This is a genomic window from Bradyrhizobium centrosematis (genome assembly GCF_045571495.1).
Taxonomy (GTDB): domain Bacteria; phylum Pseudomonadota; class Alphaproteobacteria; order Rhizobiales; family Xanthobacteraceae; genus Bradyrhizobium; species Bradyrhizobium centrosematis.
Genome location: NZ_CP120703.1, coordinates 1,240,426 through 1,256,064, shown reverse-complemented (window position 1 = coordinate 1,256,064; position 15,639 = coordinate 1,240,426). Strand labels below are relative to the sequence as shown.

Here is a 15,639-nt window from a genome sequence, read left to right as displayed (position 1 = left end):
ATGCAAGTCCAGAGCTTCTCATCTAAGCACCGTCGTCGAATGCTCGGTTCTCTGGCGCGGCACCTGCGCGCCGCTGCCTGCGACGAACGGGGCGTCGCGGCCGCCGAATTCGGCATCCTGATCCCGCTGCTGTCGTTGATGATCGTTTCGGTCACAGATGTCGGGCTTGCACTCTATCGCAAGATGCAGGTCGAAAATGCCGCACAAGCGGGAGCGCAATACGCAATTGCGCGCGGCTTCGACACGAGCGGCATCTCGAACGCGGTAGCAAGCGCCACCAACGCCACGGGCATCACTGCTTCGCCGCCGCCCGTGCAATTCTGCGGATGCCCGACCACTGCGGGAGTCAGCACCGTCACGTGCGGGACAGTTTGCGCCGGCGGCGCGCAGGCTGGGACCTATACGACGGTTTCGGCGCGGGCGACATACTATACGCTAATCGATTATCAGATCGTGGCGGCCACTTACACGTATACCGCACAGTCCACTGCGAGGCTGCAGTGAAGCTCACCGCTCTATGGCGAGACATTCGGGGGGCGTCAGCGCTGGAATTTGCGCTGACCGCTCCCGCATTCTTCCTATTCATCTTTGGGATCATCGAATGCGGACTGCTGTTCTGGACGCAGCTGGGAATCCAGCATGCGAGCGAAATGGCGGCGCGCTGCGCAACGGTCAACACCACGCTCTGTTCAAATAGCAACACGATCGTGAGCTACGCTGCCCAGCAGGCCTTCGGCCTCACTCTGCCTGCGGGGACATTCACCTTTGCCACGGCGGCATGCGGCAACCAGGTCAGCGCGAGTTATCCATTTGAGTTTCCGCACATCCTCAATCTGTCCCCGATGACGCTGACCGCCCGGGCATGCTTCCCGAGCTGAGTGCACGATGGCGCCGCTCGGCCGCTCTAACAATGTAGTACGCGTGCGCGGACGCACTTTGCCGATTCCCAGCAAAATGATCTCTGTCGCTGCTCTGCTTGCATTGAAGCTTGCCTGCAGCCTCTGATGAGTCATTTCGCGTTGTGGTTGGATTCTGCGCCGCGATTCGGCGCCCTTAAGTTGTTTGACGAAGTCCTCGTGAAACACAAGGCCGCTAAACTGGGCGTCAATTAACCTGGCCTTGCCCCTTTTTGTCGCGCCGTCAATCAAGCAAGCACAGTCGTCGAGTTCTGGAATTGGCGCAGTGTGTGAACGGGCTCATATCGAAGAGCCGTCCGGCGGGCTACGATCACCTCGGAAATTCGCGGTGGGACATCTGTAGATCGAAAGTCAACGATGGGGGTGATCATGCCCGCCATACTGGACCGACTCTATCGTGAATATTGCCGCGCCCGTCTCGCTGAAATGCGGAAGCAGCTTCTGACCGCAACTAAGCGCTCTGAAGCGCACGAAGCGCATCATCACTCAGTCGGTCAGGGTGAGGATGAGAGAATTGACGTCCACGGAGATCCCGGTCGCGACGCGCGGAATTGAAGCGGCAGCAAGGCCGCTAACATCCCCACAGGTAGCAGTGACCAAGCGTTTCGCAACAGTTTGGGAGCCGCCGATGAATACGCCGGAATGTTATACTGTCGTGGTGGCCTGCGTCTCGTGCCTGACCATTATCGGATTAATGGCTGTCGGGGCATGGTGAGCATGCCCCTCGCCGCGTCGCAGACATGGTTCTGAGTTTGAGATGAGAGCAGCCGCCGCGTCGTCCGACTGCGGCGGCTGCGCCTTGAATCCGGATATCAGCTTCCGGGCGGCGAATACGAAGAACGCAGCTTCACCGCGTTCTGGCGAACCTGCTTGATCTCGTCTTGCGTGAACAACCGAACCAGCTTCACGTTCTGCAGCGTGCCCGCCGTGACGGTCAGGCCTGAAATGGCGGGAGCCGCACTGGGATCAGGCACATCGAAAATCACCAGGACGCCTGGGCCGTCGGTCGCGACGCTGTACATCGAGACCAGCTTTCCGCCGGCCGCCTCGACGAGTTTTCGGGCCGCCTCCTGGCGATTGGTTGCGGGATTCTCCAAAATGGCATTGAGAGCGCGTGGCGTATATTGTCCGGTGAGGCAAAAATGCATGGCATGCTCTCCTCTGAACTGTTGGCAATAACTCTCCGTGCCGTTCCGATCTGATCGTTACGGCCGCTGCACTTGATATGCGAAGATTCATCGCCCGCCGTGGGCATCAACGCCGCCGATAATTGCCGGGAGTTCGGCACGTCCCGGTGACGGCTCTCATGCGAGGCTACATCAACTCGCGAAGGCGCGGAAGTGGATTCGCCAGCAGGCGTGACTCTGACTTTGGCTGGAGCGCATCCGAATGGGCATAAGCGCAAGCGTGCTCGCGCTCCGAGATCAACGCCGGGAGAACCTGCGCTCGCGCGCCTTGTAGAGGTGGTCGCTGATCAATTGTCGCAGCTTTGCCGGTTCATCGAACGCGAGCTGGACGGCGAACGGCACGATGTTTTCAGGCACGCCCTTGCTGCCGCGCAGACGCGCGAGGTCCTTTTCCGTCGTCACCAGCGTCAGTTGCTCGCGCTGTGCCTCGGCCGCGAGCGCGGCGAGCTCGTCGGTCGAGAACATGTGGTGGTCGGCGAAGGGCCGCGTGCGCGCGACGTCGATGCCGCTCGCGCGAAGGGTGCGGAAGAAGCGCTCGGGATCGCCGATGCCGGCGAAGGCGAGAACTGGCCTGCCGAGGAGCTGCGCGACCGTTTTCGCATCCGGCTTCAGGCGCGCGCGCAGCTCGGGTCTGTTGCGCTTGGCAAGCTCTGCCGCGACATCGTTGGCCGCGCGGCCATCGCCGATCAGCACCAGCGCGTCGGTGCGCGCGAGCTGAGCCTGCAGCGGAGCGCGCAAGGGGCCGGCGGGAAACACCTCGCCGTTGCCGAGGCCGCGCTCGCTGTCGATCACGATCAGCGAAGCATCCTTGACCAGGCGCGGGTTCTGGAAACCGTCGTCCATCAGGATCACGGTGGCGCCTTGCGACGTCGCCAACGCGACGCCGTCGAGGCGATCGCGTGCGACCGCGACGGGGACATCGCGCGCCATCATCAGCGGCTCGTCGCCGACGTCCGAGGCGGTGTGACGTTCGCGATCGACCATGACAGGGCCTTGCAAGCGACCGCCATAGCCGCGGCTGAGCACCACCGGCGTCTCGCCGAGCTCGCGCAGGAGCTTGGTCAGCGCCAGCACGGTCGGCGTCTTGCCGGCGCCGCCAACATGGTAATTGCCGACGCAGATCACGGGAATGCCGGCGTCCACGCCCTTACGCAGCATGCGCCGCCCGGTGATCGCGCCGTAGAGCGCACCGAGCGGCCATAACGCATAGGATTGGGGGGAGCGTGACCGGTACCAGAAGGCCGGCTCACGCATTGGCGGCTCCCATTTCGATTCGCAATTGCAACAGATAAGGCTCGAGCGCGGTCATGGTGCGATCGAGCGCACCTCCGAGCTGCTCCACCACGCCCGCGCCGGCCCGCTGCATCTTGTCGCGCATGACTGGGTCGGCCAGCAATTGGCCGAGCTGCTTGACCAACGCCTCCTGCGTATCGGCCTGGCGCGCCGCACCACTGCCGTCGAGCGCCTCATAGACGTCGGCAAAGTTGAAGACGTGCGGGCCATGAACGATCGCGGCGCCCAGCTTGATCGCCTCGATCGGATTCTGCCCGCCGTGATGGACCAGCGACCCGCCCATGAACACGATCGGCGAGAGACGATAGAACAGGCCGAGCTCGCCCATGGTGTCGGCGACATAGATGTCGGTCGTCGCGGTCGGCAGCTCCTCGCGCGAGCGCAACGCCGGCGTCAAGCCCGAGGCGGTGATCAAGCCCGCTATCGAAGAGCCGCGATCGGGATGTCGCGGCACGATCACGGTGAGGAGCTGCGGGAAGAATCCGACCAGGCTGCGATGCGCCGCGACTAGCATCTCGTCCTCGCCGGGATGGGTCGAGGCCGCGACGATGACCGGCCGCCCACGCGTCATCGCGATCAGCCGCTCGAGCTTGGCGGAATCGGCCGGCGGCGCCGGCACGTCGAGCTTGAGATTGCCTGTCGTGACCACGTCGCGGCCGCCGAGCGCAGAGAAGCGCTCGGCATCGGTCTTCGATTGCGCCAGGCAAATGTCGAACCGCGACAGCAGTGCCGAGATGGTGCTGTGCATGCGCCGCCAGCGCGGGAACGAGCGCGGCGACATCCGCCCGTTGATCAGCACCATCGGCACCCGGCGCGCTGCGCCGGCGAGGATGAGGTTCGGCCACAGATCGGATTCGATGAACAGCGCCAGCGACGGCTTCCAATGGTCGAGGAAGCGCGCGACATAGCGCGGCGAATCATAGGGCACGTATTGATGGATGACATCGGGCGGGAAGCGCTTCGCGACCACCGCGGCCGAGGTGACGGTGCCCGATGTGAGCAGGATGCGCAGATTGAGATCGCGCAGGCGCTCGATCAGCGCCGCCGCGGCCAGCACCTCGCCGACGCTGGCGCCGTGGATCCAGACCAGCGGGCCGTGCGGCCGCACGTCGCGGGACAGGCCGCGCCGCTCGCCGACGCGCGCGGGGTCTTCCTTGCCCTGCCTCAGCCGCCGCTTGATCAGCGCGGGCGCAAGCGGCACCAGGCCGGAAGCCAGGCGCCGGTACATCCGCAGCGTGATCGGCAGCGCAATGGGCAGCGATTTAGCCATCTTGGGGTCCCGGACGGCCAAGTTGCGCATAGGCGCGGCGGGTCGCCTCGTTCAAGGTTTCTTCCAGCTCCAGCCGCAGTGCTTCCATCGTGTCGGCGTCGGCATCCGGCGGAACGTGGATTTCCTTGATGCCGACCAGTGCGCCCCGCCCGAAGGGCAAATTGATGGTGGTGCGGTCCCAGTTCTTCAGCCGGATGAAGCGGCTGGTCGCCATCGCGAAAGGCATGATCGGCCGCCCCGATTCCCTTGCCAGCATGATGATGCCGAGCCCGGCCACGCGCGCACGCTTGGGGACATCGGCGGTCAGCGCGACATTACAACCGTCCTGCAGCGTCCGCACCATTTCCTTGAACGCGCCGACCCCGCCCTTGCGGTGGAACGCGCCGCCGTGATCGCCGGAACCGCGGATCAGGCCGATGCCGAGCCGCTCCACCGCGATGGCGTTGAACTCGCCGTCGCGGTGACGGGAGATCAGGACCTTCGCCCGATAGGAGTCCTTGTTCTTGATGAAGGGGGTGAGGAAATGCTGGCCGTGCCAGAAGGCGAAGATCGCCGGGATTTGCGGCTCGACGATGTCGTAGACGTCTGGCGGATCGAACGTGAACTTGTTGGTCCGCCAGACCAGACGCAGATATTCGGCCGCCAGGACCCCGACGGCACGCTGAAACCAGCTGCTTCGCAGCGTATTGCGAAGCAGTCTTTTCAACGCGCCGGTTCTTGATTTGGATCGAGCAGCCGATGCAGGTGGACGATAAAGTAGCGCATCTGCGCGTTGTCGACCGTGCTCTGCGCCTTGGCCCGCCAGGCGGCATGGGCGGCGGCATAGTTCGGATACAGGCCGACGATGTCGACGTCGTCCAGATTCTTGAAGGTGTTGTGCTCGAGATCGACGAGCTCGCCGCCGATGACAAGGTGAAGCAGTTGTTGCGGGGCACTATCTGGCATGAGTTCTGTTCCTAACGGGCTGCCCGGCAAAGCAGTGATCGACAAGCACGACGAAAGCGCTTCAGGCCAAGGGGCGGTTTCGAAAATGCGCGACTATGCCCGCATGACGATCGCGCCCCGCTGCCACCAGCACCCCGTGCGCCACTTCCCGGCGGTTATAGAGGATGGGTTCTCCGGAGAGGTCGCTCATCCTACCATCGGCTTCCTGCACGATCAAATCGGCCGCCGCAAGGTCCCAATCATGGCTGTTGCCCCCCGCAAAAGCCGCATCCAGCGCACCATGGGCGACCCGGCACAGGCGCAGCGCGAGCGAGCCGATTCGCGGATGCAGCTTGATGTCGCCGAGTGACGGCTTCAACCGCTCGACCAGAGGTTTTGGGCCGGCGACGCGGGCAAAGTCCAGCTCGGCTCCTGAGCTCGCCCGCACCGGGACGTCGTTGAGCGTCGTGCCGCGTCCGCGCGCGGCGAAGAAGAACTCGCCGCTCGTCGGCGCGAACACCGCGGCCAGCACCGGCGCCGCATCCTCGACCAGCGCGACGCTGACGCACCAATCGTCATGGCCGTTGAGGTAATTGCGCGTCCCGTCGATGGGATCGACGATCCAGGTCAGCCGACGCGACAGCCGGGTCGCGTCGTCGACGCTCTCCTCCGAGAGCCAGCCATAATCCGGCGTCGCACTGCGCAGGCGCGTTTCGAGCAGGTCGTTGACGGCCATGTCGGCTTCCGACACCGGCGAGGAGGCGCCCTTGGTCCACTTCTTCAGCTCGGTGCGGAACATCGACTGCGCCAGCGCACCCGCTTCCCGCACCGTGTCTTGCAGCAGCGCAGCATCGCGCGTCAGGATGGTGTCGTTCGCGTCAGCGTCCGCCAAGCGTCAAACCCTCGATGCGCACCGTCGGCGCATTGATGCCGTAGCGGAATTCGAGATTGTTCGCCGGCTGCATCGACTTGAAGATCTCGAACAGGTGGCCGGCGATCGTCACCTCGCTGACGGGATAGGTGATCTGGCCGTTCTCGATCCAGAAGCCGGAAGCGCCGCGGCTGTAATCGCCGGTGACGCCGTTGACGCCGGAGCCGATCAGATCGGTGACGTAGAAGCCTTGGCTGATGTCGGAGATCAACTCGGCGGGCGTCGGCGTGCCGGCTTCGAGATGCAGATTATACGGTCCCGGCGAGGGCGAGGACGACACCCCGCGATGGGCATGGCCGGTGGTGACGAGGCCGAGCTCGCGCGCGGTGGCGCAGTCGAGCAGCCAGGTCGTCAGCACGCCCTCGTCGATCAGCGCGGTCTTCTTCACGGCTACGCCCTCGGCGTCGAAGGTCTGCGAGCGCAGGCCGCGCCGGCGCAGGGGATCGTCGATGATGCGGATGTTCTTGGCGAACAGCTGCTGGCCGAGCTTGTCCTTTAGGAAGCTGGTTTTGCGCGCGATCGAGGCGCCGTTGATGGCGCCGACGAGGTGGCCGACCAGCGAGCCGGCAACGCGCGGATCGAACACCACCGGCACCTTGCAGGTCTCGACCTTGCGCGGATTGTAGCGCGCCACGGTGCGCTCGCCGGCAGAACGGCCGACGGCCTCCGGCGACAATAGATCGGCGGCATGCGGCGCCGAGGTGAAGTCGTAGTCGCGCTCCATGCTGGTGCCTTCGCCCGAGATGGCGGTGGCCGAGATGCCCTGGCTGGAGCGCAAGTAAGAACCGTGGAAGCCGGTCGAGGTGACGAGCACCATGCCGCCGATGCCGGCGGAGGCCGAGGCGCCGCCGGACTTGGTCACGCCTTTGACGCCGAGTGCCGCAGCTTCGGCCGCGAGCGCGCGGCGCTCGAGCTCGCTCGTCGTGGGCACATCGGGGTCGAGCAGGTCGAGGTCCGGGAAATCGCGCGCGAGCAGCGCGGGATCGGCGAGGCCGACATATTTGTCGTCGGGCGCGACGCGCGCCATCGCTACCGCGCGTTCGGCAAGCTTGGTCACCGCATCGCCGCTGACGTCGTTGGTTGAGACCACCGCCTGGCGTTGGCCGACCAGCACCCGGAGGCCGACATCGTCGCCCTCGGAGCGCTCGGATTCCTCGACGCGCCCATCCCGCACCTCGACACCTTGCGAGACGCCGCGCACCGCGACCGCATCGGCCGCATCGGCGCCGGCGCGCTTAGCCGCCTCCACCAGGCGCTGCGCGAGGTCCGACAGCGCAGACTGGTCGAACAGGTCGCGATTGGCCCCGGAAGATTTTTGGGTCGAAGACGTCGAGCTTGGTGAAGAGTTCACGAACGAAATCCTGTTGGGGCGGGGCGCGGGACTGGAACCCACAGATGTGCCCTGATCGCGCGGACTTCAAGCATTTTCAGCCCGCCAAAAGCTCAGATTCGCACCATCGGCGCAACGTCTCGTCAATCATGCGTGCCAAGGTCTTGTCAATCATGAGTGGTAGTGACGGTGGGTTAACCAGCCTTTTTAAGCGGTATTGGAGCGGCGCGCGCTAAGGTCCTCGCATCGACCGGGAACATAATCCCGGCGGGGAGACTAAAGCCTTGAGGCGTCAAACAGCAACATGCGGGGTCAACCCCGCCGGGTCGGGCCGCTCGCTGCGGCTCGACCCTCTTTCCCTTCCGGTCCGCTTCGATGCGCATGATCCGCGCGCCGACGGATACACAAGGCAGATCGAGCTTCATCGCGAGCGTGTGGTGCTGCGCCGTGCCGTGCGCGGTATGCAGATGGCGATCAACGTCCGCGTCAGCGACTTCACCGGCGTCGCGCTGCGCGGCAACGACGAAGCGCAGACCCTCGTCCTCGTGCATCGCGATCCCTCGCTCTCCGTTCCGCTGCTGATCAGCGCCGATGCTGACGAGATCGCGCAGGCCTGGGCGATCTGGAGCGAGATTTTCGCGCTGCCTCAGCTCGACGAGGGCGCCCGCAAGCCCGCATCGCGTCGTCGCCGCGCCAACGCGATCCGCGCCCGCCGCCCGAAATTCCTGATGCGCCGGCGTGTTGCGATGGCGCGCGAGCTGGCTGTGCATCAGGGCGAACGCGAGATCATCGCGCGGAATTAGGCGGCCATCACAGCTGCCGTAGGGCGGGTCAGCCGAAGGCGTAACCCGCCTCTTTGCCTTCCACTTCGACAGAAGGCGGATTACGCTTCGCTAATCCACCCTACGCATTTTTGCGTCACGCCGCCCGCATCACCGCGTCCGCGAGCAATCCCGCAAACAGCAGCAAGCCCGCATGCTTGTTCGACTTGAACAGGCGCAGACACAGCTCGGGATCGTCGATCCGCAGGCGCGCGATCTGCCAGGCCAGATGCGCTGCGAAGCCTGCGAGCCCGAGCCAGGCCGGCCAGCGCGCATCACCTGAGGCCAGCGCGACGCCGATCAGCATCACCGCAAGCCCGTAGAACAGGATCAGCGCCTGGTGCGTGTGCGCGCCGAACAGGCGCGCGGTCGACCTGATGCCGATCAGCGCGTCGTCCTCGGCGTCCTGATGCGCGTAGATCGTGTCATAGCCGATCACCCAGGAAATCGCGCCGGCATAGAGCACCAGCGCCGTGACATCGATGCGGCCGAAGGTGACGGCAAAGCCCATCAGCGCGCCCCAGGAGAAGGCAAGCCCCAACACGATCTGCGGCCACCAGGTGATGCGCTTCATGAAGGGATAGATCGCAACGATCAGGAGCGAGGCGATGCCGGTCGCGATCGCGAAGCGGTTGAACTGCAGCAGCACCAGAAGGCCGATCAGCGCCTGCACGACCATGAAGGCCAGCGCCTGCTTGGTGCTCACCTGTCCCGACGGCAGCGGCCGCGAGCGCGTGCGCTCGACCTTGTCGTCGAGGTCGCGGTCGGTGATGTCGTTCCAGGTGCAACCCGCGCCGCGCATGACGAAGGCGCCGACGAAAAACAGCACGATGGTGAGCGGCAGTCCGCGGACATCATGAGCCATGGCGGCGGCGAGCGCCGCCGACCACCAGCATGGCATCAACAGCAGCCAGGAGCCGATCGGACGATCGAAGCGGGACAGGCGGAGGTAGGGCCGCGCCCATGGCGGCGCCAGCGTATCGACCCAGTTGCCGGTGGAATCGGCAACGCGGGCGGATGTGTCGCTCATCTTGTGAGGACGTTGCCGTTGAGCGTGTCAAAGGTGCTGCCACCCTTCTTGCCGGCATTGGCCTCAGGCGCCGAGCCCGAGCCCAGCACCTCGCTCAGCGACGGACCTGCGGGGCGTGCCTGCTGTTGCTGCATCTGCAGCGCGACATTGCAGACCTTCGTCGCCATCGCCTCGGTGTTCTTGTGACCGTCCTTCATCTGCGCACCGACCTGCGGCGGGATTCCGCATTTGGCAGCGTGGGTCTCGATGTACTTGATCATCTTGGTCTCGGCCTGGCTGAAATTACGGATCAGCTTGCAGGCCTCGTCCGGGGGCGCGTGACGGTCGCTTGCCGCCTTGATCAGCTTGCCGCGCTTCTCGGCTTCCTCGCGCAGGGGCATGAACGCCTTCATGCAGTCCTCGCCGGGACCGGCCTGCGTCGGCGGAGCCGCACCGAAAGCGCCGGGGCCGCCGATCGGCGCGGCGCCGTTCACGGGAAAGGACGATTGCGGAGCGGTGCCGACGGAGGCGACCGGCGCCGAGCCGTTCACGGACGGAAACGGGGAGCTGGTCGGAGCCTGACCGGGCAGCGGCGCCGGGAAGGCGCTCTGCGCATGAGCGCCCGCAGCGCCCAGCGTGACCATGGCGGCAGTGATCGGAACCATCAAATGACGGATCATCAAGAAAGTCTCTCCGGCAGGAGCTTACGGGGTCCAGCGTCTTCCCAATTGAAGCGCAACCAGCGTGCTCGCGATTTTACGATTCCCGCCGGCGCTTAACAACCCGCCGAATAGGGCAAGAGCGCGGCGCGCCGACGCACTGATTTGGCAATATTTACCCCCGAAACGCCGGCTTTCGGTTAATAACGGCGCCAAATTGGACTTTTGGACGATGCCCTCGCACGATTTTCGCGCCCCCCGCCTGTTCGTCGATGCCCCCCTGGCCCAGGACGCCAGGGTCGCGCTCGACCGCGACCAGAGCAATTATCTGGGCAATGTGCTGCGGCTTGCCGCCGGGGGCGAGGTTCTGGCGTTCAACGGCCGCGACGGCGAGTGGCAGGCCGCCATCGAAGGCCGCAAGCGGCCCGATGGGCTCGTCATCCTGCAGCAGACCCGGCCGCAGGATCGGCTTGCCGACCTCGCTTACGTCTTCGCCCCGCTCAAGCATGCCCGGCTCGACTACATGGTCCAGAAGGCGATCGAGATGGGCGCCGCCGCGCTGCATCCGGTTCTGACCCGGTTCACTCAGGCCTCCCGGGTCAACACCGAGCGGATGCGGGCCAATGTCGTCGAGGCCGCCGAGCAATGCGGCATCCTCAGCATCGCCACCGTGACCGAGCCGGTGCCGCTGGAGCGATACCTCAGCCAGCGCCCCGCCGGTCGCCTGCTGATCTTCTGCGACGAGGCGGCGGAGCTCGAAAACCCAGTTCAAAGCCTGCAAGCCGCCCGCGCAGCCGGACACGGTATCGACGTGCTGATCGGGCCCGAAGGCGGCTTTGCCGAGGAAGAGCGAGCCCTGCTGCTGCGGCAGCCCAAGATCCTGCGGCTGGCCCTGGGTCCCCGGATCATGCGCGCCGACACGGCCGCGGTGGCGGCGCTGGCGCTGGTGCAGGCGGTGCTGGGCGATTGGGGCGGCCGATCCGCCTGATGCCGGCATTGCCCGCGCGTTAAGCGATTGATCCTTTGGAGGTCGAAACCGCGCATCGGCCATGCTAAGGGCTGCGCCAATTCGCCTCCCTTGCCCTGCCCGGTTCCACCGGGACGATGGACCCCTGTCATGACCGCGACTGCCACCTCAAATGCTGCCGGCTCCGCCGCCTGGGCGGATACGCTGCTCTTGTCGTTCACGCAGGCCGGCTATGTCAGGGCCGAGCCCGCGATCCTGCAGCCGGCCGAGCCGTTCCTGGACCTCTCCGGCGAGGACATCCGCAAGAGCCTGTACCTGACCACGGACCTCTCCGGCGAGGAGCTCTGCCTGCGCCCCGACCTGACCATTCCGGTGGCGCGCGACTACCTCGCCTCGTCCCGCGCGGGCCAGCCGGCGGGGTTCAGCTATCTCGGGCCGGTGTTTCGTTACCGCAGCGGCCAGACCAGCGAATTCCTGCAGGCCGGCATCGAATCGTTCGGCCGTCAGGACCGTGCCGCGGCTGACGCCGAGATGCTGGCGCTGGCGCTGGAGGCGACGGCGGCCTTCGGCGTCCGCGACGTCGAGATCCGCACCGGTGACGTCGCGCTGTTCAACGCCCTGCTCGATGCGCTCGACCTCTATCCGGTCTGGCGCCGCCGCCTGGTCAAGGACTTCAACCGCAAGATCAGCCTGGAGCAGGATCTGGAGCGGCTGGCGGCCGCGACCACCGCGGCCCGCAGCGAATATGAGGGCGTGCTCGCCGCGCTCGCCGGCTCCGACCGCAAGGCGGCGCTGGCCTTCGTCACCGACCTGATGTCGATCGCCGGCACCACCAATGTCGGCGGCCGTACCACGGCCGAGATCGCCGACCGTTTCCTCGAGCAATCGACACTGAAGGGCGGTGCCCTGTCGCGCGAGGCGATCGCCGTGCTCAAGCGCTTCCTCGGCGTATCGGGCAATCCCGACGATGCGATCGCCGAACTGCGCGCGCTCACCGCCGATGCCAGACTCGACCTTGGGGCGGCCATCGACCAGTTCGAGAGCCGCGTCGGCTTCATGGCGGCACGCGGCATCGACGTGAAGCAGACGCGCTTCTCCAGCGCCTTCGGACGCGGCCTCGATTACTACACCGGCTTCGAATTCGAGCTGCATCACCGCGGCAACGGGGCCGAGCCGCTGGTCGCGGGCGGCCGCTATGACGGGCTGATGACCCAGCTCGGATCGGCCGAGCCGATCCCCGCAGTGGGCTTCTCGGTCTGGGTGGATGCGCTGACCAAGATCGGCCGCAAGGGGGGAGCTTAATCATGAGCGCGCCGTTCGTTCTGGCCGTTCCCTCCAAGGGCCGCCTGCAGGAAAATACCGAAGCCTTCTTCGCCCGTGCGGGCCTGAAGCTGTCGAAGGCCGGCGGCGCGCGCGACTATCGCGGCACCATCGCAGGGCTCGACAATGTCGAGGTCGCCTATCTCTCGGCGAGCGAGATCGCATCGCAACTGTCGCGCGGCTTCGCCCATCTCGGTGTCACCGGCGAGGACCTGGTGCGCGAGAACATCGCCGACGCCGATAAGCGCGTGTCGCTGATCGAGGGCCTCGGCTTCGGCTATGCCGACGTCGTGGTCGCGGTGCCGCAGGCCTGGATCGACGTCCGCACCATGGCCGATCTCGACGACGTCACCACCGGCTTCCGCGAGCAGCATCACATGCGGATGCGGGTCGCCACGAAGTTCGTCAACCTCACCCGCGCGTTCTTCCAGAGCCACGGCATCACCGATTACCGCATCGTCGAAAGCGCAGGGGCGACCGAAGGCGCGCCGGCGGCCGGCAGTGCCGAGCTGATCGTCGATATCACCACCACCGGCGCGACGCTCGCCGCCAACGGCTTGCGCGTGCTCGACGACGGCGTGATCCTGCGCAGCCAGGCCAATCTCGTGGCGTCGAAAGATGCCGATTGGTCGCCGCAGGCGCGGGAGACCGCGCGCGTCATCCTCGACCACATCGCGGCAAGGGCGCGGGCCAACAAATACCGCGAGGTCCGCACCCGCTTCCGGCAGTGCGATGCCGCCCTGCTCGGCGAAGCCCACAGCCGGTACGGCGTCGAGGCGCCGTTCGGCGGGCCGACCTCGTCAGGCATGCTGACATTGCACTGCCCGCCGGGGCAGCTCTACGCGCTGGCGAGCTTCCTGCGCGAGCATGGCGCCGAGACCGTCTCGGTGGTTTCGCTCGACTACGTGTTCGACCGGGAGAACCCGCTGTTCGCCAAGCTGGAGGCGTTCCTGCGGCGGTGAGTCCCAGGTCCATTCAGCTTTGCGACAGCAAACGGCGGCTACCATATGCTGTTGAGATGACTTTGAACGCCTCTGGAACCTCGATCGATGACGCTGGGCTCTGACGTTTCCGGCATGACCACCACCGCAGGCAGTGCTGCCGCGAAGGGACTGTCGATAGTCGTCCCCCTCTACAACGAGGCGGCGGGCCTCGCCGCCCTGCATCAGCGCATCTGCGATCTCGCCAAGACCGTGCGGCAGCGCTATCGGCTGTCTTGCGAGGTCGTCTATGTCGACGACGGCAGCAAGGATTCAACGCTGGCGATCGCCCGTTCGCTGCCGGCCGACGCGATCGACGTCCAAGTGGTGTCGCTGTCGCGCAATTTCGGCAAGGAGGCGGCGCTGATGGCCGGCCTCGACCATGCCCGGCTCGGCGCCGTCATGTTCATGGACGGCGACGGCCAGCACCCGCCGGCCCTGATCGAGCAGCTGGTGCGACACTGGATCGATGACGGCTACGACGTCGTCTATACCGCCAAGGCGCATCGCGACAACGAGAGCTTCCTGCGCCGGATCTCCGTGCACGGCTTCTACGCGCTGATCAACTGGGGCGCCCGCCAGAAGATTCCGGAGGACGCCGGCGACTTCCGCCTGCTGTCGCCGCGCGCGGTCGCAGCCCTCAGGCAATTGCCCGAGCGCAACCGCTTCTTCAAGGGCCTGGCAAGCTGGATCGGCTTCCGCCAGATCCGCGTCGACTACGAGCCTGCGGCGCGCGCGCATGGTGTCACCACCTTCAACGCCGCAAGCCTGCTTGGCCTTTCGATCGAGGGCCTGACCTCGTTTTCGGTGGCGCCCCTGCGCTTCGCCAGCCTGCTCGGCGTCATTCTCGCCGGAGGCGCATTCCTGTTCGGCCTTTCGATCCTCTGGGAGGTGTTCACGACCGGCAAGCAGGTGCCCGGCTATCCCTCGCTCGTGATCGGCCTGATGACGATCGGCGGCGTGCAGCTGATCATGATCGGCATCGTCGGCGAATATATCGGCAAGATCCTCTCCGAGCTGAAGGCGCGTCCGATCTACTTCGTCGCCGAACACAGCGAAAAGCACTTCGAGGCCGACGACGCCGCGAACAGGACAGCGGCCGAATGAGCGCGGCGCCGCTGCGGCGGATCTGGCTCTGCGCCGATGATTACGGCATCAGCCCGAGCGTCAACCGCGCCATCCGCGACCTGATCGAACGCGGCCGCCTCAACGCCACCTCGGTGATGATGGTGGGCCCGGCGATCGAGCGCGGCGAGATCGAAGCGCTGCAGGCTTCGGCGACACCGAGCCCGCGCTGCGCGATCGGATTGCACGTGACGCTGTCGGCGCCGTTCCGCCCCCTCACCATGCATTTCCATCCGCTCGACGGCGACATGTTCATGCCGTTTCCGAAACTGCTGCGCGCCGGATTGATGCGTCGGCTCGACCGCGAATTCGTCCGCAACGAGGTCAAGGCGCAGCTCGCCGCCTTCATGGACGCGTTCGGCCGCGCGCCCGACTTCGTCGACGGCCATCAGCATGTGCAGCTCTATCCGCAGGTGCGCGACGGCTTTGTCGACGCGGTCAGCGAAGGCGCGCCAAACGCCTGGGTGCGCCAGGGCGGCCGCGACCTGCCGCTGAAGCAGCGGCTGGCCTCGCCCAAGGCCATGGTGCTCGACATCTTCAGCGCGCAATTCCGTCGCCGCGCCGGCAGTGCCGGCCTCAGCTTCAATCCCGGATTTGCCGGCGCCTATGACTTCACGCGCGCGGCCGATTTCGGCGAATTGATGCGGCAATTCCTGCAAGGCCTGCCGGATGGCGGCCTCGTGATGTGCCATCCCGGCTTCGTCGACGACGTTCTCACCAACCTCGACCCGATGACCGACGTCCGCGAGCGCGAGCACGCCTATCTCAAGAGCGATGCCTTCGCCCGCCTGCTGGCGGACAGCAACGTGACACTGGCATGAACCGCCGAAAAGCGGGCCAAGGAGCAGCTAAGGGGCAGCTTGTCGCATACCGAAATTTAATCCGGCCGGCACTGTTGGGGCCACA

At 65.8% G+C, this 15,639-nt stretch carries 17 protein-coding genes; 8 read left to right on the top strand and 9 right to left on the bottom strand.

The window, feature by feature from the left end; all coding sequences use genetic code 11:
• Both P6U31_RS05975 and P6U31_RS05970 read left to right on the top strand, forming a co-directional pair.
• Entirely contained in the window at positions 1–504 is a 504-nt protein-coding gene (locus P6U31_RS05975; RefSeq protein ID WP_407187317.1) for a TadE/TadG family type IV pilus assembly protein, read from the top strand.
• Positions 501–878, top strand: a complete 378-nt coding sequence (locus P6U31_RS05970) for a TadE/TadG family type IV pilus assembly protein (RefSeq protein WP_407187316.1) — start codon at positions 501–503, stop codon at positions 876–878. The genes P6U31_RS05975 and P6U31_RS05970 overlap by 4 nt, the downstream gene beginning before the upstream one ends.
• Before the next feature lie 851 nt (positions 879–1,729).
• Here the strand turns inward: P6U31_RS05970 and P6U31_RS05965 are convergent.
• The 7 genes from P6U31_RS05965 to P6U31_RS05935 form a co-directional block, all read right to left on the bottom strand.
• A complete protein-coding gene (locus tag P6U31_RS05965; RefSeq protein ID WP_407187315.1) occupies positions 1,730–2,065 on the bottom strand; it encodes a GYD domain-containing protein in 336 nt (111 codons plus the stop codon).
• Positions 2,066–2,341: 276 nt separating this feature from the next.
• Positions 2,342–3,358: a tetraacyldisaccharide 4'-kinase gene (lpxK, locus tag P6U31_RS05960; RefSeq protein ID WP_407187314.1), complete on the bottom strand. Its 1,017-nt coding sequence runs from the start codon at positions 3,356–3,358 to the stop codon at positions 2,342–2,344.
• Positions 3,351–4,697 (bottom strand): 3-deoxy-D-manno-octulosonic acid transferase, encoded by a 1,347-nt coding sequence (locus tag P6U31_RS05955; RefSeq protein ID WP_407187313.1) that lies wholly within the window; start codon positions 4,695–4,697, stop codon positions 3,351–3,353. The genes lpxK and P6U31_RS05955 overlap by 8 nt, the downstream gene beginning before the upstream one ends.
• Complete coding sequence (locus P6U31_RS05950) at positions 4,660–5,373, bottom strand: lysophospholipid acyltransferase family protein (protein WP_407187312.1); 714 nt, start codon at positions 5,371–5,373, stop codon at positions 4,660–4,662. Before P6U31_RS05950 ends, P6U31_RS05955 begins: the two co-directional genes overlap by 38 nt.
• Positions 5,370–5,612, bottom strand: coding sequence for a DUF4170 domain-containing protein (locus P6U31_RS05945; protein WP_024337533.1), 243 nt, complete (start codon positions 5,610–5,612; stop codon positions 5,370–5,372). Before P6U31_RS05945 ends, P6U31_RS05950 begins: the two co-directional genes overlap by 4 nt.
• A 61-nt stretch (positions 5,613–5,673) precedes the next feature.
• Positions 5,674–6,483 carry a 3'(2'),5'-bisphosphate nucleotidase CysQ gene (locus P6U31_RS05940; RefSeq protein WP_407187311.1) on the bottom strand — a complete coding sequence of 270 codons (810 nt, stop codon included), beginning with the start codon at positions 6,481–6,483 and terminating at the stop codon, positions 5,674–5,676.
• Positions 6,470–7,873 (bottom strand): TldD/PmbA family protein, encoded by a 1,404-nt coding sequence (locus tag P6U31_RS05935; RefSeq protein ID WP_407187310.1) that lies wholly within the window; start codon positions 7,871–7,873, stop codon positions 6,470–6,472. Before P6U31_RS05935 ends, P6U31_RS05940 begins: the two co-directional genes overlap by 14 nt.
• Before the next feature lie 263 nt (positions 7,874–8,136).
• On the opposite strand from P6U31_RS05935, the gene P6U31_RS05930 reads away from it, so the two are divergent.
• Positions 8,137–8,655: a DUF6101 family protein gene (locus P6U31_RS05930; RefSeq protein WP_407187309.1), complete on the top strand. Its 519-nt coding sequence runs from the start codon at positions 8,137–8,139 to the stop codon at positions 8,653–8,655.
• A gap of 115 nt (positions 8,656–8,770) precedes the next feature.
• Here P6U31_RS05930 and ubiA read toward each other — a convergent pair whose 3' ends face one another.
• Positions 8,771–9,703 carry a 4-hydroxybenzoate octaprenyltransferase gene (gene ubiA, locus P6U31_RS05925; protein ID WP_407187308.1) on the bottom strand — a complete coding sequence of 311 codons (933 nt, stop codon included), beginning with the start codon at positions 9,701–9,703 and terminating at the stop codon, positions 8,771–8,773.
• Positions 9,700–10,362 (bottom strand): hypothetical protein, encoded by a 663-nt coding sequence (locus tag P6U31_RS05920; RefSeq protein WP_407187307.1) that lies wholly within the window; start codon positions 10,360–10,362, stop codon positions 9,700–9,702. Before P6U31_RS05920 ends, ubiA begins: the two co-directional genes overlap by 4 nt.
• A 211-nt stretch (positions 10,363–10,573) precedes the next feature.
• On the opposite strand from P6U31_RS05920, the gene P6U31_RS05915 reads away from it, so the two are divergent.
• From P6U31_RS05915 to P6U31_RS05895, 5 genes are all read left to right on the top strand, one after another.
• Positions 10,574–11,329, top strand: a complete 756-nt coding sequence (locus P6U31_RS05915) for a 16S rRNA (uracil(1498)-N(3))-methyltransferase (RefSeq protein WP_407187306.1) — start codon at positions 10,574–10,576, stop codon at positions 11,327–11,329.
• A gap of 129 nt (positions 11,330–11,458) precedes the next feature.
• Complete coding sequence (locus tag P6U31_RS05910; protein ID WP_407187305.1) at positions 11,459–12,610, top strand: ATP phosphoribosyltransferase regulatory subunit; 1,152 nt, start codon at positions 11,459–11,461, stop codon at positions 12,608–12,610.
• 2 nt (positions 12,611–12,612) lie between these two features.
• Complete coding sequence (hisG, locus tag P6U31_RS05905) at positions 12,613–13,590, top strand: ATP phosphoribosyltransferase (protein ID WP_128923547.1); 978 nt, start codon at positions 12,613–12,615, stop codon at positions 13,588–13,590.
• Between the two features lie 87 nt (positions 13,591–13,677).
• Entirely contained in the window at positions 13,678–14,715 is a 1,038-nt protein-coding gene (locus P6U31_RS05900; protein WP_407187304.1) for a glycosyltransferase family 2 protein, read from the top strand.
• Positions 14,712–15,554, top strand: a complete 843-nt coding sequence (locus P6U31_RS05895; RefSeq protein WP_407187303.1) for a ChbG/HpnK family deacetylase — start codon at positions 14,712–14,714, stop codon at positions 15,552–15,554. The genes P6U31_RS05900 and P6U31_RS05895 overlap by 4 nt, the downstream gene beginning before the upstream one ends.
• The last annotated feature ends 85 nt before the right edge of the window (positions 15,555–15,639 follow it).